Annotated in this window: 19 protein-coding genes; 14 read left to right on the top strand and 5 right to left on the bottom strand. The window is 61.3% G+C overall.

Annotated elements, in window-relative coordinates:
* Nucleotides 1-264: 264 nt before the first annotated feature.
* Both CHB87_RS14380 and efp read left to right on the top strand, forming a co-directional pair.
* Nucleotides 265-852 carry an anthranilate synthase component II gene (locus CHB87_RS14380; RefSeq protein ID WP_089409327.1) on the top strand — a complete coding sequence of 196 codons (588 nt, stop codon included), beginning with the start codon at nt 265-267 and terminating at the stop codon, nt 850-852.
* A 176-nt stretch (nt 853-1,028) separates the two neighbouring features.
* A complete protein-coding gene (efp, locus tag CHB87_RS14375; RefSeq protein WP_089409140.1) occupies nt 1,029-1,586 on the top strand; it encodes an elongation factor P in 558 nt (185 codons plus the stop codon).
* A gap of 76 nt (nt 1,587-1,662) precedes the next feature.
* On the opposite strand, the gene CHB87_RS14370 is transcribed toward efp, so the two are convergent.
* Entirely contained in the window at nt 1,663-2,274 is a 612-nt protein-coding gene (locus CHB87_RS14370) for a hypothetical protein (RefSeq protein ID WP_089409139.1), read from the bottom strand.
* Nucleotides 2,275-2,492: 218 nt separating this feature from the next.
* Between CHB87_RS14370 and CHB87_RS14365 the strand changes: the two genes are divergently transcribed.
* From CHB87_RS14365 to CHB87_RS14345, 5 genes are all read left to right on the top strand, one after another.
* A complete protein-coding gene (locus CHB87_RS14365) occupies nt 2,493-2,774 on the top strand; it encodes an acylphosphatase (protein ID WP_089409138.1) in 282 nt (93 codons plus the stop codon).
* Nucleotides 2,775-2,781: 7 nt separating this feature from the next.
* Complete coding sequence (locus tag CHB87_RS14360) at nt 2,782-3,318, top strand: adenine phosphoribosyltransferase (RefSeq protein ID WP_089409137.1); 537 nt, start codon at nt 2,782-2,784, stop codon at nt 3,316-3,318.
* Nucleotides 3,319-3,331: 13 nt separating this feature from the next.
* Nucleotides 3,332-4,420: an energy transducer TonB gene (locus CHB87_RS14355; protein ID WP_089409136.1), complete on the top strand. Its 1,089-nt coding sequence runs from the start codon at nt 3,332-3,334 to the stop codon at nt 4,418-4,420.
* 75 nt (nt 4,421-4,495) lie between these two features.
* Complete coding sequence (locus tag CHB87_RS14350) at nt 4,496-5,563, top strand: energy transducer TonB (RefSeq protein ID WP_176441775.1); 1,068 nt, start codon at nt 4,496-4,498, stop codon at nt 5,561-5,563.
* Nucleotides 5,564-5,655: 92 nt separating this feature from the next.
* Complete coding sequence (locus tag CHB87_RS14345; RefSeq protein ID WP_089409134.1) at nt 5,656-6,708, top strand: NAD(P)-dependent alcohol dehydrogenase; 1,053 nt, start codon at nt 5,656-5,658, stop codon at nt 6,706-6,708.
* A 94-nt stretch (nt 6,709-6,802) separates the two neighbouring features.
* Here CHB87_RS14345 and CHB87_RS14340 read toward each other — a convergent pair whose 3' ends face one another.
* Both CHB87_RS14340 and CHB87_RS14335 read right to left on the bottom strand, forming a co-directional pair.
* Nucleotides 6,803-8,011, bottom strand: a complete 1,209-nt coding sequence (locus CHB87_RS14340; RefSeq protein ID WP_089409133.1) for a lactonase family protein — start codon at nt 8,009-8,011, stop codon at nt 6,803-6,805.
* A gap of 98 nt (nt 8,012-8,109) precedes the next feature.
* Nucleotides 8,110-8,592 (bottom strand): hypothetical protein, encoded by a 483-nt coding sequence (locus tag CHB87_RS14335; protein WP_089409132.1) that lies wholly within the window; start codon nt 8,590-8,592, stop codon nt 8,110-8,112.
* A 290-nt stretch (nt 8,593-8,882) separates the two neighbouring features.
* Here CHB87_RS14335 and CHB87_RS14330 point away from each other — a divergent pair, with 290 nt between their 5' ends.
* On the top strand, nt 8,883-9,266 hold the full coding sequence (locus CHB87_RS14330) for a VOC family protein (RefSeq protein WP_176441774.1): 384 nt from the start codon (nt 8,883-8,885) through the stop codon (nt 9,264-9,266).
* 129 nt (nt 9,267-9,395) lie between these two features.
* Here the strand turns inward: CHB87_RS14330 and CHB87_RS14325 are convergent, their stop codons facing one another.
* Nucleotides 9,396-10,310 (bottom strand): metallophosphoesterase family protein, encoded by a 915-nt coding sequence (locus tag CHB87_RS14325; RefSeq protein ID WP_089409130.1) that lies wholly within the window; start codon nt 10,308-10,310, stop codon nt 9,396-9,398.
* A 69-nt stretch (nt 10,311-10,379) separates the two neighbouring features.
* On the opposite strand from CHB87_RS14325, the gene CHB87_RS14320 reads away from it, so the two are divergent.
* The 5 genes from CHB87_RS14320 to CHB87_RS14300 all read left to right on the top strand — a co-directional run bounded on the left by CHB87_RS14320 (nt 10,380) and on the right by CHB87_RS14300 (nt 14,570).
* Nucleotides 10,380-10,856 carry a vitamin K epoxide reductase family protein gene (locus tag CHB87_RS14320; RefSeq protein ID WP_245818003.1) on the top strand — a complete coding sequence of 159 codons (477 nt, stop codon included), beginning with the start codon at nt 10,380-10,382 and terminating at the stop codon, nt 10,854-10,856.
* A 108-nt stretch (nt 10,857-10,964) separates the two neighbouring features.
* Nucleotides 10,965-12,011, top strand: a complete 1,047-nt coding sequence (gene mqnC / locus CHB87_RS14315) for a cyclic dehypoxanthinyl futalosine synthase (protein WP_089409128.1) — start codon at nt 10,965-10,967, stop codon at nt 12,009-12,011.
* Nucleotides 12,012-12,080: 69 nt separating this feature from the next.
* Nucleotides 12,081-12,437: an AbrB/MazE/SpoVT family DNA-binding domain-containing protein gene (locus CHB87_RS14310; RefSeq protein WP_089409127.1), complete on the top strand. Its 357-nt coding sequence runs from the start codon at nt 12,081-12,083 to the stop codon at nt 12,435-12,437.
* Nucleotides 12,367-12,855, top strand: coding sequence for a PIN domain-containing protein (locus CHB87_RS22930; protein WP_425432484.1), 489 nt, complete (start codon nt 12,367-12,369; stop codon nt 12,853-12,855). The genes CHB87_RS14310 and CHB87_RS22930 overlap by 71 nt, the downstream gene beginning before the upstream one ends.
* Before the next feature lie 212 nt (nt 12,856-13,067).
* Nucleotides 13,068-14,570 carry a cellulose synthase family protein gene (locus tag CHB87_RS14300; protein WP_425432487.1) on the top strand — a complete coding sequence of 501 codons (1,503 nt, stop codon included), beginning with the start codon at nt 13,068-13,070 and terminating at the stop codon, nt 14,568-14,570.
* Between the two features lie 162 nt (nt 14,571-14,732).
* Here the strand turns inward: CHB87_RS14300 and CHB87_RS14295 are convergent, their stop codons facing one another.
* Nucleotides 14,733-15,767 (bottom strand): hypothetical protein, encoded by a 1,035-nt coding sequence (locus CHB87_RS14295; protein ID WP_089409124.1) that lies wholly within the window; start codon nt 15,765-15,767, stop codon nt 14,733-14,735.
* Nucleotides 15,768-15,868: 101 nt separating this feature from the next.
* On the opposite strand from CHB87_RS14295, the gene CHB87_RS14290 reads away from it, so the two are divergent.
* Nucleotides 15,869-16,327 carry a GIY-YIG nuclease family protein gene (locus CHB87_RS14290; RefSeq protein WP_245818002.1) on the top strand — a complete coding sequence of 153 codons (459 nt, stop codon included), beginning with the start codon at nt 15,869-15,871 and terminating at the stop codon, nt 16,325-16,327.
* Nucleotides 16,328-16,548 lie beyond the last annotated feature (221 nt).

Raw genomic sequence — 16,548 nt, 5'->3', positions numbered from 1 at the left:
GTTTGCCGTGCGTGAAGCGGGTGAGGGCTTCGGCGACTGTAGCCCCTCCCGCCGGGTTTTTGGGCGGGCAACACCCTTCTGATGATCCTCGTAGGCTTGGGCTTGATTCTCATCGGTGAAGGCTTTCCTTTTTCTCACGCCCTTGCGGTCGCGCCAGTCTGCGTAGTATGTATTGCCCTTCTGGTACATCGTGGACACCTCGTTGGACACCTCTGAGGAGGCGGGAATAGCCGATTCTAGCGAGGGTTCGGTATGATCGAGTGCATGGTCTTCGTCCTCGACAACTACGACTCCTTCACCTACAACCTGGTGCAATACATGGGCGAGCTGGGCGCGGAGATGGTCATCAAGCGCAACGACGAGCTGACGCCGGCCGAGGTCGAGGCGCTGAACCCGGACCGCATTCTCATCTCGCCCGGCCCCTGCACCCCGCAGGACGCCGGCATCACGATCGACCTCATCAAGCACTTCGCCGCGCTGCAGCAGGCCGGCGGACGGCGCGTGCCGATTCTCGGCGTCTGCCTGGGCCACCAGGCCATCGGCGCGGCCTTTGGCGGCAACGTCATCCGCGCGCCGAAGCTGATGCACGGCAAGACGAGCGAGGTCGCGCACGACGGCAGGACGATCTTCGAGGGCATCCCCTCGACCATGACCTGCACGCGCTACCACTCGCTGATCGTCGAGGACAAAGACGTCCCGGAGGAGCTGGAGATCTCCGCGCGCACCGAGGACGGCTCGACCATCATGGCGCTGCGCCATCGCGAGCTGCCCATCGAAGGCGTGCAGTTCCACCCCGAGAGCGTGCTCACCTCGAACGGCCGCCGGATGATCGAAAACTTCCTCAAGATGTAGGCACTTCGTGCCGTCCTGGGCTTCGCGTGGCGCTCCCGTTGGTCGCGGGAGGATACTGTGCTGCAATCCGGCGCGAAGCGGTACAATCGAAGGGTTGAAGCGACTGGTTTTCCGCCAGCGCTACCGGGACCACCCCACTCAACCAAATTTCAGCTTTCAGGATCAGAGGGTTTTCTATGTCGATTCCAGCCACGCAGATGCGTCCGGGCATGATCATCAAGTACAAGGACGATCTTCACCTCGTGTTTTCGGTCGAGCACCGCACACCGGGCAACCTGCGCGCGTTCATCCAGGCCAAGCTGCGCAACGTCCGCACCGGCGCCAGCTTTACCGAGCGCTTCCGCTCGCCCGACCCCATCGACCGCGTCTACGTGGACGAGGTGAAGATGGAGTTCCTCTACAACGACGGCGACGACTACTACTTTATGGACGAGGCCTACGAGCAGACCATGCTGAAGCGCGACATCCTGGGCGACGCGGTCGACTACCTGACCCCGAACCTGAACATCGCGGTCAGCTTCCACGATGGCAAGGCCGTCGGCATCGAGCTGCCCACGGCGGTCATCATGACCGTGATGGAGACCGAGCCGGGCATCAAGTCGGCGACGGCGTCCTCCGTCACCAAACCCGCCAAGACCGAGACCGGCCTCGTCGTGCAGGTTCCGCCGTTCATCAACGAAGGCGAGAAGATTCGCGTGGATACGGCGGAAGGCGCCTACATGAGCCGCGCGTAGTCTTTCGGCCACGTAGTCTTTCGGCCACAGAAAAGCGGCAGAGCTCCTCAGCTCTGCCGCTTTTTCATGCTCCGACTTAGAACCGCACGTAGACGCTTGCCGACGGTTCATCCGTAATGACCCAGCGCTGCGACGAGACCTGCGGCGTACCGAAGTTCGGCGCGCGGTACTGCAGGCTGCGCGCCTGCAGCCGGAAGCCCATGTGCTTCGCGGCCGGAATGTCCAGGCCCAACTCGACCAGACCGGTTCCGCGCCACTGGTGGAAGCCCTTGTCGAGCGGCTGAAAGTCGATGGCACCGCCGCCGAGACCGATGAACGGCTGCAGATGGCGGAAGTGAGGATGGATCAGGTACGCGCCCGTCGCCTCATGCATGTCGGTCCGCACATAGGAGTAGCTGGTCCGGGCTGGGGTGTAAACGAAGCGCTCCGTGAACTTCGCATAGCCGTAGTTCACCTCCACGCCCGCCCACGACACCGGATGGTCGCGCAGTGTGAAGAGAAAGCCCGTCGTGTCGGTCGAGCCCTCGCTGTTCGTACCCTGGCTGGAGAGCGTAGTGGTGAAGACGCCGGTCGCGCCCACCGCCACGTCGGCATTGTGGAGCTTATAAACCTGGGCCTGAACGGCGGTCGTGGCGCACAGAGCTGCTGCAAGCGCAAAAACGCACTTGGGGGAGAACGAAAAGTTCATGGTCTTGCCTCCAAAAGTTGAGGAGGATCTGCATTCTGCCGGGGTGCTCGGGGAGTCATCAGCCAGAAACGTGCGCAGCATCCTCGCTGGGTCGATCACAGCTGGTCGTGCTCCGCTGTAGTCATTTTGTCTGGCTATTCAGACGGTCACCGCTTTCGCTGGGTTGCCCGATGGGGACTCCGGTTGCGTCGCCCGGTCGGGGGTGCGACACTGGGGCAATGGTCGTCCATTTCCTCGTCAAAGGCCGCGTGCAGGGCGTCGGGTTCCGGTGGTTCGTTCACCGCGAGGCGGCCGAGATCGGCCTGCGCGGCTGGGTGCGCAATCTCGACACGGGCGAGGTGGAACTCGTCGCCGCCGGCGAACCGGATGAGATCGCCGAACTGAAAGAATCGCTCCGGAAGGGCTCGCGCGGCAGCCGCGTCGACGCCATCCAGGAGCAGGAGCTGGTCGAGAGCGAAGCCGCAACGCTCGGACCATTTGAGATTGAAGGAGCCTGGTAAAGCAATTATGAGCATTGTGAACTGTGAACCGTTGAAAGAACTCGTCCGCACCGTACCCGACTTCCCCAAGCCGGGAATCCTGTTTTACGACATCACCACCCTGTTGAAGGACAAGGTCGGCATGGCGCAGTTGATCGACGCCTTCGCCGCCTACTACATCGACAAGGACATCGACCTGGTCCTCGGCATCGAGGCGCGCGGCTTCATCTTCGGACCCGCGCTGGCCTACCGGTTGAACGCCGGCTTCGTGCCCGTGCGCAAGCCGAAGAAGCTGCCCGCCGCGACGGCCAAGGTCAGCTACGACCTCGAATACGGCACGGATTCTCTGGAAATCCACCTGGATGCGATCCAGCCCGGCCAGCGCGTGGTGATCGTCGACGACCTGCTCGCCACCGGCGGCACCATGCAGGCGACAGTAAAGCTAGTACGCCAGCTCGGCGGCGAGATCGCCGGCATCGGCTTCGCCATCGAACTCGACTTCCTGAAGGGCCGCGCCAAGTTCCAGGAGTACGACGTCCTCAGCCTGCTGCACTACGACGAGTAGAGGACGCAGCGAGATGAGCATCTTCAGGTTGAATCGAGCGTCATGCAGTCGGCACGCTATTTACATCGGTATCGTTCTCGCTGGAAGCGCTCTCTTTGCGGTGGGACGGGCTGCGCCTGTCCCACCGCCTTCTGATGCAACCGAGCTGAAAAAATTGCTGGACACAGCAAGAGATAAGACGAAACTTGAATCGCCATCCACCGGCGCCTTTCATCTTCATGCGACCTTTGAAACTTTCGACAAGAATGGTAAGCCGGATGGGTCTGGAGAGTTAGCAATCTGGTGGGATGGTCATGAAAGAGTGAAGCGGATCGTCACCTATCGAGGTCTTACGCAGACCCTGATCAAGGCGCATGGGAGCTTCACCAGCTCAGAGCCTTTTCGCTCCTCGCTATCCGAGAGATATCTGCTCGATGCTCTTTTGAACCCCGTGCCACATCTTCCCAGCCAGCCAAAGATCGCGTTGGAATACAAGCCCACAACTTTGGGCGGCTTACCGGCAGGATGCATCATCGCTACTCCCCAGCCTATGGTCGTAGGCGGCAAGGTTCTTCGCGATCCAACTCCGGCAGGTGGAGCACACGCCTACTGCCTGACCCTCGAAGATTCAACCCTGCGATTGGCAAAGGCTCCTCCGGACAAGACAATTACCTATAACGGACTTGAGCCTTTCGGAGACAAGTCGGTAGCCCATCGAATCTCAATCACCGAGGAAAAGACAGTCCGCGCGAAGTTGGAGATCGACAGTATGGCTCCATGGGATCCAGTGGATTCCGATTTCATCCCTCAAACAAGTGCTCTTCATACTCCGTCCATCGAAGATGTACCAGCCGGAGTGGCTGAGGGCATGGTCATCAGCAAGGTTCCGCCGGTTTATCCGGAGATCGAGAGAGTCAAGCGTGCGTCCGGGACCGTCATCGTCTCCGCGATCATCTCGCGAGATGGCGCCGTCGCAGACGCCGAGGCGGCTTCCTCCCCGAGTGCAGGTTTCTCGCAGGCCGCGATTACTGCCGTGAAGCAGTGGCGCTACAGGCCTTATCTCCTCGACGGGCAGCCGGTTGAGGTGATGACAAATGTATTCGTAAACTTTGTTGCTCACTAGCCAGCCGATCGTAGCGGCGCGATCTCCTCAACCTCCTGCATTATCATGGGTTGCCACCAAAAAGGAGCTCTTGAGATGCACGCTGCCTGGAACCGCCCCATGCGGAATCGCCGCAGGATCTTTGCCACCACCGCTGTATTTTTCAGCCTGTTAGTCGCCCATGCAGCCTCCGCGCAAAAGCCGAACGAACTTGCCGATCGCCTGATGCGCACGAGAGCGAACACCACGCTCGAAGTACAAGGACTTTCGCCCTGGCACATGAAGCTGAACGTGCAACTCTTCGACAGCAAGGGTAAGCCCACGGAAGAGGGCGCCATCGAAGAGTGGTGGTTGAAGCTCGGCACCCGCCGCGTCGTCTACAATCTGCCCTCCTACAAGGCGACGGAGGTCGATCAGGACGGACATCTCTACCGCACCAGGGATACCGATTCTCCTCCGTCGGTTCTACAAACGCTACTCGCGCAGGCGGTCCGTCCCATGCCGATCCGCTATGAAATCGATCAGTCGACGCCCTCGCTGAAGCGCTCCAACCTGGGCAAAGTGCCGCTCGACTGCATCATGCTCGACCAGCCGATCAAAGGGGAAGACCCGCTGCCGCTTGGTCTGCTGCCTACCTACTGTCTGGATGCAGGGAAAGACTCTCTGCGAGCCTTCTACCAGTTGGGCTCGGAGACCATTCTGCGCGACGGCGAGGGACACTTCCAGAACAAAGTGTTGGCCACGACGATCGGCATCCGGCAGAAGTCGGTCAAAGTGGCGGAGGAGCGCATCGTTGCGCTCGAAACGAAGCCCATGACTCCCGACGACTTCAATCCGGGAGACGACCTGGAAGATCTGCGCCTCAGCTCGGCAACGCTGGGTGCTGACGCCGTGGCCGGGACGATCCTCAATAAGACCGAGGTGCCCTATCCCCAGAGCGCTGTGCAAAGGCATGTGCAGGGCGATGTGGTCATGAAGGCGATCATCGGCCGTGACGGTCATGTGCGCTCACTGCACCTGGAGAAGGTGCCCGACGGCGATCTAGCGATTGCGGCGCTCATCGCGGTGCGGGAGTGGCGCTACACGCCGTACAAGATCAACGGCAGACCGGTTGAGGTCATGACGACGATTGTCGTGCATTTTTCGCTCCATGCCGGGGTCTAGGCGAGCCGAGCGGAAGCTGTTATCCCTGCGCGGCCCTCGACGTTGTATAACCGTTTGAGTAGACCTATAGAAATTGCTTCAGGAGCCTTACCATGATTCCGTCCCAGGGCTTCGCCGCCCAGAGCGCCACCTCCGCCCTTGAACCCTTTGCCTTCGAGCGCCGCGATCCCGGTCCCGCCGATGTCGTCGTCGAGATCGCCTACTCGGGCATCTGTCACTCGGATATTCACCAGGTGAAGAACGAGTGGAACCAGTCCATGTACCCGATGGTGCCCGGCCACGAGATCGTCGGCTACGTCACGGCAGTCGGCTCGGACGTGAAGAAGTTCAAGGTCGGCGACCTCGCCGGCGTCGGCGTCATGGTCGACTCCTGCAAGGTCTGCAACAACTGCAGGGCGGACGAGGAAGCCTACTGCGAGAAGGGCTTCGTCGGCACGTACAACGCGAAGGACTACGACGGCGAGCTGACCTTCGGCGGCTATGCGAACAACATCGTCGTCGAAGAGCGCTACGTCCACACCATCAGCAAAAAGCTGGAGCCGAAGCTGGCGGCCGTCGCTCCGCTGCTCTGCGCCGGCATCACCACCTACAGCCCGCTGAAGCACTGGAAGGTCGGTCCGGGGCAGAAGGTCGGCGTCGTCGGACTCGGCGGACTCGGCCACATGGGGCTGAAGTTTGCCCATTCTTTCGGCGCACACGTCGTCCTCTTCACCACCTCCGCCGCCAAGGCCGAGGACGCGAAGAAGCTCGGCGCGGACGAGGTCATCCTGACCAGGGAGCCCGGCGCATTCGACGCGCACAGGGGCACGTTCGACTTCATCCTGGACTGCGTCTCGGCCCCGCACGACATGAACCTGTACATGAACCTGCTGAAGATCGACGGCACGCTCTGCTCGGTCGGACTGCCGGAGAAGCCGATCGAGGTCGAAGCCTTCAGCCTGGTGACCAACCGCCGGCGGCTGGCGGGCTCATCCATCGGCGGCATGAAGGAGACCCAGGAGATGCTCGACTACTGCGCCGAGCACGACATCGTCTCCGAGATCGAACTCGTCGGCGTCGACCAGCTTGGCGTCGCTTACGACCGCGTTGTGAAGAACGACGTCAAGTACCGCTTCGTCATCGACATGGGCACCCTTAAGGCTTAACACCGAAAAAGCGGATTGAACCGATCAAAACAGATGGAGATCTCTCTCTCTTGTTTTGATCGGTTTCATCGGTGACGATCGGCGTTATGCCTTCTTATCCAAAGCACGTAAACATGGGCGAATCGATCGCGAGCGTCTGCACCGGGCCGGTCAGCTTGCCGCTCGTCGGGTCGCGCGCGAAGACCGTCACCGAGGCCGAAAGCTGGTTGCCGCAGAGCAGCCAGCGGCCCGTCGGGTCCAGCGTGAACTGCCGCGGCCCCTTGCCGCCGCAGCCGATGCGCTGCACCACCGACGGCGCGCCGCTCTCCTGGTCGATCGCGAAGACGACCAGCGTGTTCTCGCCGCGATTGCTTGCATACAGGTAAAAGCCGTTCGGCGACACCACCACTTCGGCGGCGGTGTTCGTGCCGCCGCTATAGCCCTCCGCCAGCGTCGCGACGGAGCGCTTCGTATCGACCAGCATCGCCTTCGGTTCGGCGCCGTGGGTCGCGGTCCACAGGTATTGGTCGATCTTGTTCGAGAGCTCGTCGATCCCATAGACCCAGCGACCGTTGGGATGAAACGCCACATGCCGCGGCCCTGTGCCGGGATCGCACTGGAAGAAGGTCGGCTCGCCCAGCTTGCCCGTCTCCGGGTGGATCGCGAAGATCGAGATCTTGTCCGTCCCCAGGTCGCAGACGACGACGAAGCGGTTGTCCGGCGAGATCGTCGCGCAGTGCGGATGCGGCGCGTCCTGGCGATCCGCCTGCGGACCCACCGGCCCGAACCTGTCGTCTTTTTTATAGTTCAGCACCTCGACCGGCGGCGTCAGCAGGCCGTCGGACTTGATCCCGTATGCCGCCACCGCGCTGCCCGCATAGTCCGCCACATAGGCCGACTTACCCGTCGCGTCGACCGAGACATACGCGGGCCCCGAAGCCCCGGACGAGACCTGCGCCAACTGCCGCAGCATGCCCGTCACCGGGTCGACCGCATAGGTCGTGATCGTCGACGAGGCCGCGTCCGGACCCTCGTTCCCCACATAGACCATTCGCCGCCCGTTATGCACCGGGCCGAAGGCGAAGTACGCGGGACGCAACGAAGGCGCGGCCAACACGGGCGTGGAGAGATGCCCGGTCGCCGCATCGAAGCGGCAGAGATAGATGCCCTTCGCCACACCCTTGGACGTGTCGCATCCGATGTACACAAAGCCCGGAGCAGGCTTCGGCGTGTGCTTGCGGAAGAACTGCGCCTGCATGGTCTGGGCAGCCGCAAAGGCCGCGCCGGTGATCAACAGGCTGCGCCGGGTGATGGTCTCGTTCATCGCATGTCCTCCATCCCTAAGATGCTCGGACGGTCTTTTCGGCACTAAAAACCCACGTCTCGAAAGCAAGACGTGGGGCGCCCGCTTCCGTGGCGAGTCTACAGCTTGACGCGTTCGTTGACGTTCGGCTCCGCCGTACCGAAGTACGCGGCGCTGCCCGGATCGCCCGGCAGGTGGCCCAAGAACTTCTCCGGTTTGATGTCGTCCGAGATGACCGGCAGCGACGGCAGATTGTCCGTCCGGCCCGCCTCCTTCACCACCGCGTGCGCATGCTCCAGCACCTCGGCGACGGTCATGGTGTACATCTCGCGACCGTTGTCGTAGCCGCTTTCGATGGCCGTCTTCAGGTAGCGTCCGGCGGCCTGCGCGGCCAGGTAGTCCGTGATCACATGGCCGTTCGTGCGCTTCATCTCGACCCACGCCATGTTCGGCATGGCGATCCAGACGGGGCGGCCGTTGACGGCAAAGCGGATATCGGTCGCGTCGGCATGACGCGTGGCGATTGCGACGACAGTGCCCTTCCACGTGCAGTGGAGAGGCTCGCCGGTCCAGCGATCGGTTACCGTGAAGTCTTCATACATGGCTTTAGCTTATCGGACGTGGGTGGACGCGGCAACTCCGACACAAAATCGTTTGCATCGCCAGTCAATCTGCCACATCATAAAGTTGTCGAAAAAGGCATAGCCGGTTCGGTAAGCCCGGCCCACTGCGGAAGTTCCACTCCGCAGCCTCTGTCTACCCGGCATACCGGGTAAGACCCACGGCGATGGCGGCAGTGCGCGTGCACTGTCTGACTGTCGCATGGGTCGGAGAGGCATTTCGCACATCCCCAACCCATGCGACTCCCCTAACCGACAGGAGCTTCGCACCCATGGCAACTCTCAATCACATCAATCTCGCCGTCCCCCACGTACCCGAGCTGTGTCGATTCTTCGAGGTTGGCTTCAACTTCCGCGTCGTCGAACGCCGCGACCAGGGCAAGCTCGCCGTGCTGCGCAACGAGGAGAACTTCCTGCTCATCCTGATGCAGGACCGGAATACCCGGCTCGGCAGCTACCCGGCCCTGTTCCACGTCGGCTTCGATGCCGGTTCGGTCGAGCATGTCTACCAGCACTACCAACGGTTGATCGACGCGGGCTTCGACTCGCCAGAGCCGGCCAAGATCGAACGCGCCGGGCCGCCGGTCTTCGGCTTTTACTGCACCGCGCCCGGCGGCGTGGTCGTCGAGGTCAGCACGATGGACCTGGCCGCCTGACGGGACAATCAAGCCCGGGTGCCCCATCCTTTGCAGCCGTATCGCAAAGGGTGGGACGTAAACTGTCCGGCCCGCGCGTCTTACGTCCCACCCTTCGCAAACCGCGAAGGATGGGGCACCCGGGCATTCTTACCCCTTCACAGCCTTCCAGCCATACGTCTCATACCGCGTCGTGAGCTTGCCGCCGGCGACCGTCACCACCGTAAATCCCTCGGGAATGCCCACATGCGCGCCCTTCCACCAGTCCCCGCAGACGGCGCCGGAGGTGATGTACGGCACGCCCTTCCACCAGATCGTCTCGTTGATGTGCGTGTGTCCCTGCAGCACGCCCAGCACGTTGTACCCCTCCAGCGCCTCGATCACCTCGGCCGAGTTCTGCACCGTAAAGTAGTTGTGATCGAAGGGCTTCGCCGGCGGCGGAAAGTGCGACCGGTACGCCGACATCAGCGGAATATGCGACACCACGATCACCGGCGCATGCAGCGGCAACGCGGCGAGATCCGTCTTCAGCCACGCAACCTGATCGGCGTCGATGCGTCCTTCGAAGCTCTTATCCGGCGTGATGCCGATCGAATCCAGCACAACGAAGTGATGGCCCTTGTGGTCGAAGCTGTAATACGTCTTCCCAAACCGCTCCGTATACAGGCCGCGTGCGTAGAGCGGGTCGGTCGCGCTCGCCACGCCTTGTGGAGACGTTCCGAAGAGGTCGTGGTTTCCCAGCGTGTGGTGGACCTTCAACCCCAGATCCTGCTCGGTCTTGCCGTACAGGTCGTAGAGCTGGAAGGCGCGCTCTTTGCTCACCGCGTTCGCGTCGAAGACATGGTCGCCGCCCTGGATGGCGAAGTCGGCCTTGATCGTACGCGCCTTCTTGAAAGCCATCGCCGTGCCGCGATCCCCGCCCAACTCCGGCTGAATGTGCGCGTCGGTGACGAAGAGGAAGGTGAACTCCTGCGAAGGCGCGGCCAGCAGGCTACCGGGCGCGGCCAACGCCACGCCGCTAACGCCCAGGCTGAAAACGAAGTCTCTACGTGTGTGCGCGATCATGGTTTGGATTTTATCTCCCGCATGGGACCTGCGCGTGAAAGGTAAGATAGACAGATGCGGAACACCATCATGCGAATCCTGATTGCAGCCCTGGCCGTGGCCGGCCTTGTGGTGAGCACCCTGGCCCTGCGCGTCCACAACATGGACCCCGGCGCCGCGCCACCCTGCGCCGTGGACGAGCACTGGGACTGCGGCGCGGTCAACCACAGCCGCTTCGCCGTCTTTCCGCCCAAGACCTTCGACGAGGATGTGAAGTCCGGCAAGCTCCACGTGCCGGTCGCGGCGCTCGGCATCGCGGGATACGCGGTCATGCTGGTGCTGGCGCTGACGGGCCGCCTGTGGGCGGTGCTGCAACTGGCCGAGATCGGCTTCGCCTTCGCCTGTTTTCTGACCTATCTCGAGGCCTACGTGATCGAAAAGTGGTGTATCTACTGCGTCTGGTCGCAGTGCATCATCACGGCCATGGTGCTGGCGACGATCGTCGCGTTGATCCTGCGCAAACGCAGCCGGTATGTGCTTGAAATGCCCACGCCGACCGCGCCCTGACCCCCGCTGCCTGTCATCCTGAAGGAAGTAAAGGATGACAGATTTCACAGGGCGCCAACGATTCTCACGACAGCACACCAAAATCTTGCGCAGGCGTAGAATTTACTCATGGGTATCAGCCGGGAACAAGCTCTGGACTGCTTTGCAAGCGATGACCTGATCGGCATCGGCATGGAGGCCGACGCGGTGCGCCGCCGTCTGCATCCGGATGGCGTGGTCAGCTACATCATCGACCGCAACATCAACTACACGAACTTCTGCACCGAATACTGCACCTTCTGCGCCTTCTACCGGCCGCTGAAGGGCAAGCTCGCCAGCGAGGGCTACATCCTCGACTTCGACACCATCTACGACAAGGTGCGTGAGACGGTCGAGCTGGGCGGCACCGGCGTGCTCATGCAGGGCGGCATCCACCCGGACCTGAAGATCGACTGGTTCGAGCGCCTGTTCACCGGCATCAAGCAGCGCTTCCCGGAGATCTGGCTGCACTGCCTCTCGGCCAGCGAGATCCTCGCCATCGCGGAGTACTCCGAGCTCGACCTGCGCACGACCATCGCCCGCCTGCGCGACGCCGGTCTGGACTCGATTCCCGGCGGCGGCGCCGAGATTCTGGACGATGAGGTGCGGTTCAAGATCGCCCGCCTGAAGTGCCGGACGGAAGACTGGGTGAGCGTCCACCGGACGGCTCACCAGCTCGGCATGCGTACGACCGCCACGATGATGTTCGGCGTCGGCGAGCGCATCGAGCACCGCGTGAACCACTTCGAAGTAGTCCGCCGTCTCCAGGAAGAGACCGGCGGCTTCACCGCGTTCATTCCCTGGAGCTTCCAGCCGAACAACACCGCTCTCGGCGGACGCGGCTGGGACGAGGCCACCTCGGTCGAGTATCTGAAGACCCTCGCCATCTCCCGCATGTACCTCGACAACATCGAAAACGTGCAGGCAAGCTGGGTCACCCAGGGCCTCAAAGTCCTGCAGATGGGGCTGCGCTTCGGCGGCAACGACGTCGGCTCGGTGATGATCGAGGAAAACGTCGTCCGCGCGGCCGGCACCAGCAACTGCACGACCGAAGAAGAGCTACGCCGCATCATCCGCGACGCCGGCTTCAAGCCGGTGCAGCGAGATACGCTTTACCGCACGATGTTCCTGAACTAGCCTTCGATCGGACGTCAGAACCTCTGATATTCTGACATTCAGAGATTCTGACGTCTCAGGAGGCCAGCCATGGAAACCATCAAAATGGGTAAGCGTGGAACCATCGTTCTGCCGGCGAAGCTGCGCAAGCAGTTTGGGCTGGAAGATGGATCGCTGCTGAACGTCGATGTCGTAGACGGAAAGATCAGTATCCGCCCTGCCTACGCCTACGAACCTGAGGTGTGGTCCGATGAGGAACGCAGCTACTTCATCCTGATCAACTCCATGACCAAGGAAGAGTGGGATCGTAATCTGCCTGACGTTTTGGAGATGGGCATTGACCCGGCGAACATCCGGGGTCTCTCCCCGAGCCACCGTGACACTCTGCCTACCGAAGCGGAATGGGACGCACACTTCAGAACCGCGCGGGAGAAACGCAGTGCATGACGTTCATCCGCTACGCGTCTACCTGGACACGAACGTCTTATTCTCCGCATCTCGCTCAGCGAATGCCGACTTCCTCAAATTCTGGAAGCTTGCCCGCATCACACCGGTGGTCTCCCCATTTGTACTGGGGGAGATCGCGAACCACATAGAATCCGCCGACCACCGCTCGCGACTGGATGAATTGCTCAGGCAGACTGCCACCGTCGGCGATGGCCCCATTGATACCATCCCACGCGGCATCATACTCGTCGAAAAAGATCGCCCGATTCTGGCGTCCGCTCTCTTTGCGCGCGTCGATTACCTCGTTACAGGCGACTTCCATCACTTCGGCCACCTGCATAACACACGAGTTCTCCATCTGAACATCGTCAGTCCGCGCGGCTTCCTTACCAAGTACGCAAGCAGGCTGATTCCTTGAATCGGCTCGCGTACAATCTCTAGGGGCGGTCAACGCCCAGAATCCCTGTACCGGAGCCTCGTCTGCTCAATCAGTTGCACATCCTTGCCTTCGCGCTCGCCCCCAAGGGGCTGGGCCATTACTGGAAGTCGCACTATCTCGACCAGACCTTCAAGGGCATCTACCAGCTCAACGGCTTCGATCTCTGCCTGTTGATTCCGTACTTTATCGTCATGGTCATCCTGGCGTTCTACGGAATCCACCGCTACCAGCTCGTCTGGCTCTACTACCGCAACAAGAAGAACACCGCGCGCTGGGCCGAGCCCGTCGCGAAGTTCCCTGAAGACGAGCTGCCCTTCGTCACCATCCAGCTCCCTATCTTCAACGAGCAGTTCGTCATCGAGCGCCTGATCGAGGCCTGCTGCCGCCTGGACTATCCGCGCGACCGCTTCGAGATTCAGCTCCTCGACGACTCCACCGACGAGACCACCTCCGTCGCACGCGAGATCGTCGAGCGCTACGCCGCGGGCTTCGACGGGCCGAATCCAATGGCCCCGCAGCCGATCTTCTACCTCCATCGCACGAACCGCTACGGCTATAAGGCCGGAGCGCTCGACGCGGGCCTGAAGGTTGCGCGCGGCGAGTTCGTCGCCATCTTCGACGCCGACTTCGTGCCGCCCGTGAACTGGGTCCACCAGGTCATCCACCACTTCGCCGAGCCCGGCGTCGGCATGGTGCAGACGCGTTGGACGCACCTGAATCGCAACTACAGCTTCCTTACGCAGGTCGAGGCCATCCTGCTCGACGGCCACTTCGTCCTTGAGCACGGCGGCCGCTCGCGCGCGGGCGTCTACTTCAACTTCAACGGCACCGCCGGCATGTGGCGTACCCGCGTCATCGGCGAGGCCGGCGGCTGGCAGCACGACACCCTGACCGAGGACACCGACCTCAGCTATCGCGCGCAGCTTATCGGCTGGAAGTTCAAATACCTGCAGGACGTCGAGTGCCCCGCCGAGTTGCCCATCGAGATGACCGCCTTCAAGACCCAGCAGGCGCGCTGGGCCAAGGGGCTCATCCAGACCGGCAAGAAAATTCTTCCCCGCGTTCTACGATCCGATGCGCCCTTCCACATCAAGCTGGAGGCCTGGTACCACCTCACCGCCAATCTCAGCTATCCGCTCATGATCGTGCTCAGCACGCTGCTGATGCCGGCGATGATCATCCGCAGCTACCAGGGCTGGATCCAGATGATGCTTATCGACTTCCCGCTCTTTATGGCGAGCACGATGAGCGTCTCGAGCTTCTACCTCGTCAGCCAGAAGGAGCTCTTCCCCGGCCGCTGGTACAAGACGTTTCTCTACCTGCCGTGCCTGATGGCGCTCGGCGTCGGCCTGACCATCACCAACACCAAGGCCGTGCTCGAAGCGCTCTTCGGCGTGCAGAGCGCCTTCGCCCGCACGCCGAAGTACAGCGTCCAGAAAAAGGGCGAGAAGAGCCAGGCGCAGAAGTATCGCAAGCGCCTGGGCTGGGTGCCGTGGGTCGAGCTGTCGATCGGATGCTACTTCGTCGTCACGGTCTGGTACGCGGTCACGAGCGAGAACTACTTCACCGTGCCGTTCCTGCTGCTGTTCGTCTTCGGCTACTGGTACACCGGCCTGCTGAGCCTGCTGCAGGGCCGCTTCGAGCGCTCAGGCCGAGCGGACGCGCACGAGAAGCCGTATCCGGTGGGAATTTAGAACAGGTTATCTTCCGCTACCCAACGCCGGCCAGAAATGCTTGTCATCCTGAACGGAGTGAAGGATCTGCTTTCTCTTTCCCGCACGAAGCCACACACCCATCAGAACAGAAATGGCCCAGCGAAGATCGCCGGGCCATTTCTTGTTACGAAGCAGCGGAAGTTAGAAGCGCAGACCGAACTTGATCGGAATGTACGTCGTACGGTGGCTGCTAGCCGGGAAGTAGTTGTAGCCCGTATAAGTGCTGCCAGGGAGAGCAGGCGTACCGTACGGGGGAGTTGATTCGTTCGCCACGGTAATTCCCTGCCGCTGCGAGTTGGCCGTATAGACATACCGCGCCTCGACAAAGAAACGCTCGTTGGCGAAGCGCGACGGCTTGTAGGTGAAGCCGAGGCCGCCGTTGACTCCGATGGCGTTCGAAGTGTAGTGGTCGTAAGTCTCGTTCACCGTGTACTGAAACTCGCAGAGGTAGTCAGCGCAGGCGCTGCCGGGAACCGTGAAATCAGTCACCTTATGGTAGAAACCCACGCCGCCCACGACATACGCGCCAACCGAGCCCGTCGTCGAAAGCGTATACATCGGGTTCAGCGTGAACGACCAGTCGTGAGCGTGTCCGTCGAGTCCCACGCCGGTCACGCCAAAGTAAAGCTCGCTCTCGTTATTGATCGTCTTGCCCTGCAGCCCGAGGTTGTCCCAGTCGAACTGGGCTAGAAGCGCGACGTTCTTGTTGAAGTTGCGTCCAAAGCCGACTTGAAACGCATAGCTCGGGGTGTAATAGGCGTGTGTGTTGCCCACTGGAATCGTGAGTCCAACGCCAGCCTCGCCGGTCCACTTGTTCGAACCATCCGCATTGTGCGAGCCGTCCGAGTAGCGCGGACGACCGTAGCGACGGCGCGGAGGAGGCTGCGTCGCATCGGTCGTCGCCATGAAGGACTCAGCGGCGGACGTCTCCGCGGAGCCTGTGCTGGAGCTATAGGCGATGTCGGAATCGCTCGAAGAGGAGATGGGCGAAAGGTTGAACGCCACGGGGGAGGAAGCATTCAGATAGGACGAAAACGGCGCCGCAGGCTGGCTGGCCGCGACCACCGGCTGCTCGGCGTGCAGGCCAAGCGTGGCCACACCGGCGAACACCGCTAAACCTGCGGCGCGGCGTGCGAAGACAAAAGGGTTGACGACGTTGAGACGAGGAATATGCATCGTGTAAGACTCCCTATGGGTGCTGCCGAATCTATATTCTCTTTCAACCCGAACGTGCGGATCATGTTGTGTTGGACGCGTAAATCCCAAGTTTAGACCACATGGCGTTTTGCCGCCTCATCGGCAGCCCAACCCAAACTTTCGTCATCTCGACCGAAGCGCAGCGGAGTGGAGAGATCCCCGCATTTCTCCTTTGCTTTTCCAATTCAAACTGCGACAATGCCGCCATGCCCGGCAACGGCTACGTCTACATTCTCGCGAGTAGCTTCAAACATCTCTACATCGGCGTCACATCGGAGATAGAGAACCGCATATGGCAGCACAAGAACGCCATCTTTCCGGATAGCTTCACCTCTCGCTACCGGATCGACCAACTCGTCTACCTCGAAACCTACGGCCAGATGACGGCGGCGATTGCTCGTGAAAAGCAATTGAAGCGCTGGTCGAGAATCAAAAAGATCCGCCTGATCGTCGCGGAGAATCCTACATGGCGAGATTTGAGTGAAGACTGGGGCAAGCCCATGAGACTTTACTCCGACCCGAGCCCGCCGCAGGAATAGCTTTCCTTCGCTCAACCCAAAACTCCGTCATCTCGACCGGAGTAGTGGACGGCTTCATCGTCCGCGACGCAGCGGAGAGACCCCCGCATTTCGCTTTTGCTTTCGTTCTTGCTTTTCGCGCGAAGAACAAACAACAACAAAGACGTAATGCGGGGGTCTCTCCGCTCCGCATCGCGATAAAGCCGCGCTGCTACGGTCGAGATGACGAGATGTTGGGTGAA

The organism is Granulicella rosea (assembly GCF_900188085.1).
Classification (GTDB): domain Bacteria; phylum Acidobacteriota; class Terriglobia; order Terriglobales; family Acidobacteriaceae; genus Edaphobacter; species Edaphobacter rosea.
Note: the sequence above shows the minus strand (reverse complement) of the source record. Positions and strands in the feature narration are given on the sequence as shown.

What these genes read in the sequence shown, in the direction of transcription:
- CHB87_RS14365 (WP_089409138.1), top strand. Translation starts at nt 2,493, where the DNA reads ATGGTCGTCCATTTCCTCGTCAAAGGCCGCGTGCAGGGCGTCGGGTTC.
- CHB87_RS14345 (WP_089409134.1), top strand. Translation starts at nt 5,656, where the DNA reads ATGATTCCGTCCCAGGGCTTCGCCGCCCAGAGCGCCACCTCCGCCCTT.
- CHB87_RS14295 (WP_089409124.1), bottom strand. Translation starts at nt 15,767, where the DNA reads ATGCATATTCCTCGTCTCAACGTCGTCAACCCTTTTGTCTTCGCACGC.
- CHB87_RS14340 (WP_089409133.1), bottom strand. Translation starts at nt 8,011, where the DNA reads ATGAACGAGACCATCACCCGGCGCAGCCTGTTGATCACCGGCGCGGCC.
- CHB87_RS14325 (WP_089409130.1), bottom strand. Translation starts at nt 10,310, where the DNA reads ATGATCGCGCACACACGTAGAGACTTCGTTTTCAGCCTGGGCGTTAGC.
- CHB87_RS14335 (WP_089409132.1), bottom strand. Translation starts at nt 8,592, where the DNA reads ATGTATGAAGACTTCACGGTAACCGATCGCTGGACCGGCGAGCCTCTC.
- CHB87_RS14350 (WP_176441775.1), top strand. Translation starts at nt 4,496, where the DNA reads ATGCACGCTGCCTGGAACCGCCCCATGCGGAATCGCCGCAGGATCTTT.
- mqnC (WP_089409128.1), top strand. Translation starts at nt 10,965, where the DNA reads ATGGGTATCAGCCGGGAACAAGCTCTGGACTGCTTTGCAAGCGATGAC.
- CHB87_RS14360 (WP_089409137.1), top strand. Translation starts at nt 2,782, where the DNA reads ATGAGCATTGTGAACTGTGAACCGTTGAAAGAACTCGTCCGCACCGTA.
- CHB87_RS14310 (WP_089409127.1), top strand. Translation starts at nt 12,081, where the DNA reads ATGGAAACCATCAAAATGGGTAAGCGTGGAACCATCGTTCTGCCGGCG.
- efp (WP_089409140.1), top strand. Translation starts at nt 1,029, where the DNA reads ATGTCGATTCCAGCCACGCAGATGCGTCCGGGCATGATCATCAAGTAC.
- CHB87_RS14290 (WP_245818002.1), top strand. Translation starts at nt 15,869, where the DNA reads ATGGCGTTTTGCCGCCTCATCGGCAGCCCAACCCAAACTTTCGTCATC.
- CHB87_RS14300 (WP_425432487.1), top strand. Translation starts at nt 13,068, where the DNA reads ATGGTCATCCTGGCGTTCTACGGAATCCACCGCTACCAGCTCGTCTGG.
- CHB87_RS14370 (WP_089409139.1), bottom strand. Translation starts at nt 2,274, where the DNA reads ATGAACTTTTCGTTCTCCCCCAAGTGCGTTTTTGCGCTTGCAGCAGCT.
- CHB87_RS14355 (WP_089409136.1), top strand. Translation starts at nt 3,332, where the DNA reads ATGAGCATCTTCAGGTTGAATCGAGCGTCATGCAGTCGGCACGCTATT.
- CHB87_RS14380 (WP_089409327.1), top strand. Translation starts at nt 265, where the DNA reads ATGGTCTTCGTCCTCGACAACTACGACTCCTTCACCTACAACCTGGTG.
- CHB87_RS14320 (WP_245818003.1), top strand. Translation starts at nt 10,380, where the DNA reads ATGCGAATCCTGATTGCAGCCCTGGCCGTGGCCGGCCTTGTGGTGAGC.
- CHB87_RS14330 (WP_176441774.1), top strand. Translation starts at nt 8,883, where the DNA reads ATGGCAACTCTCAATCACATCAATCTCGCCGTCCCCCACGTACCCGAG.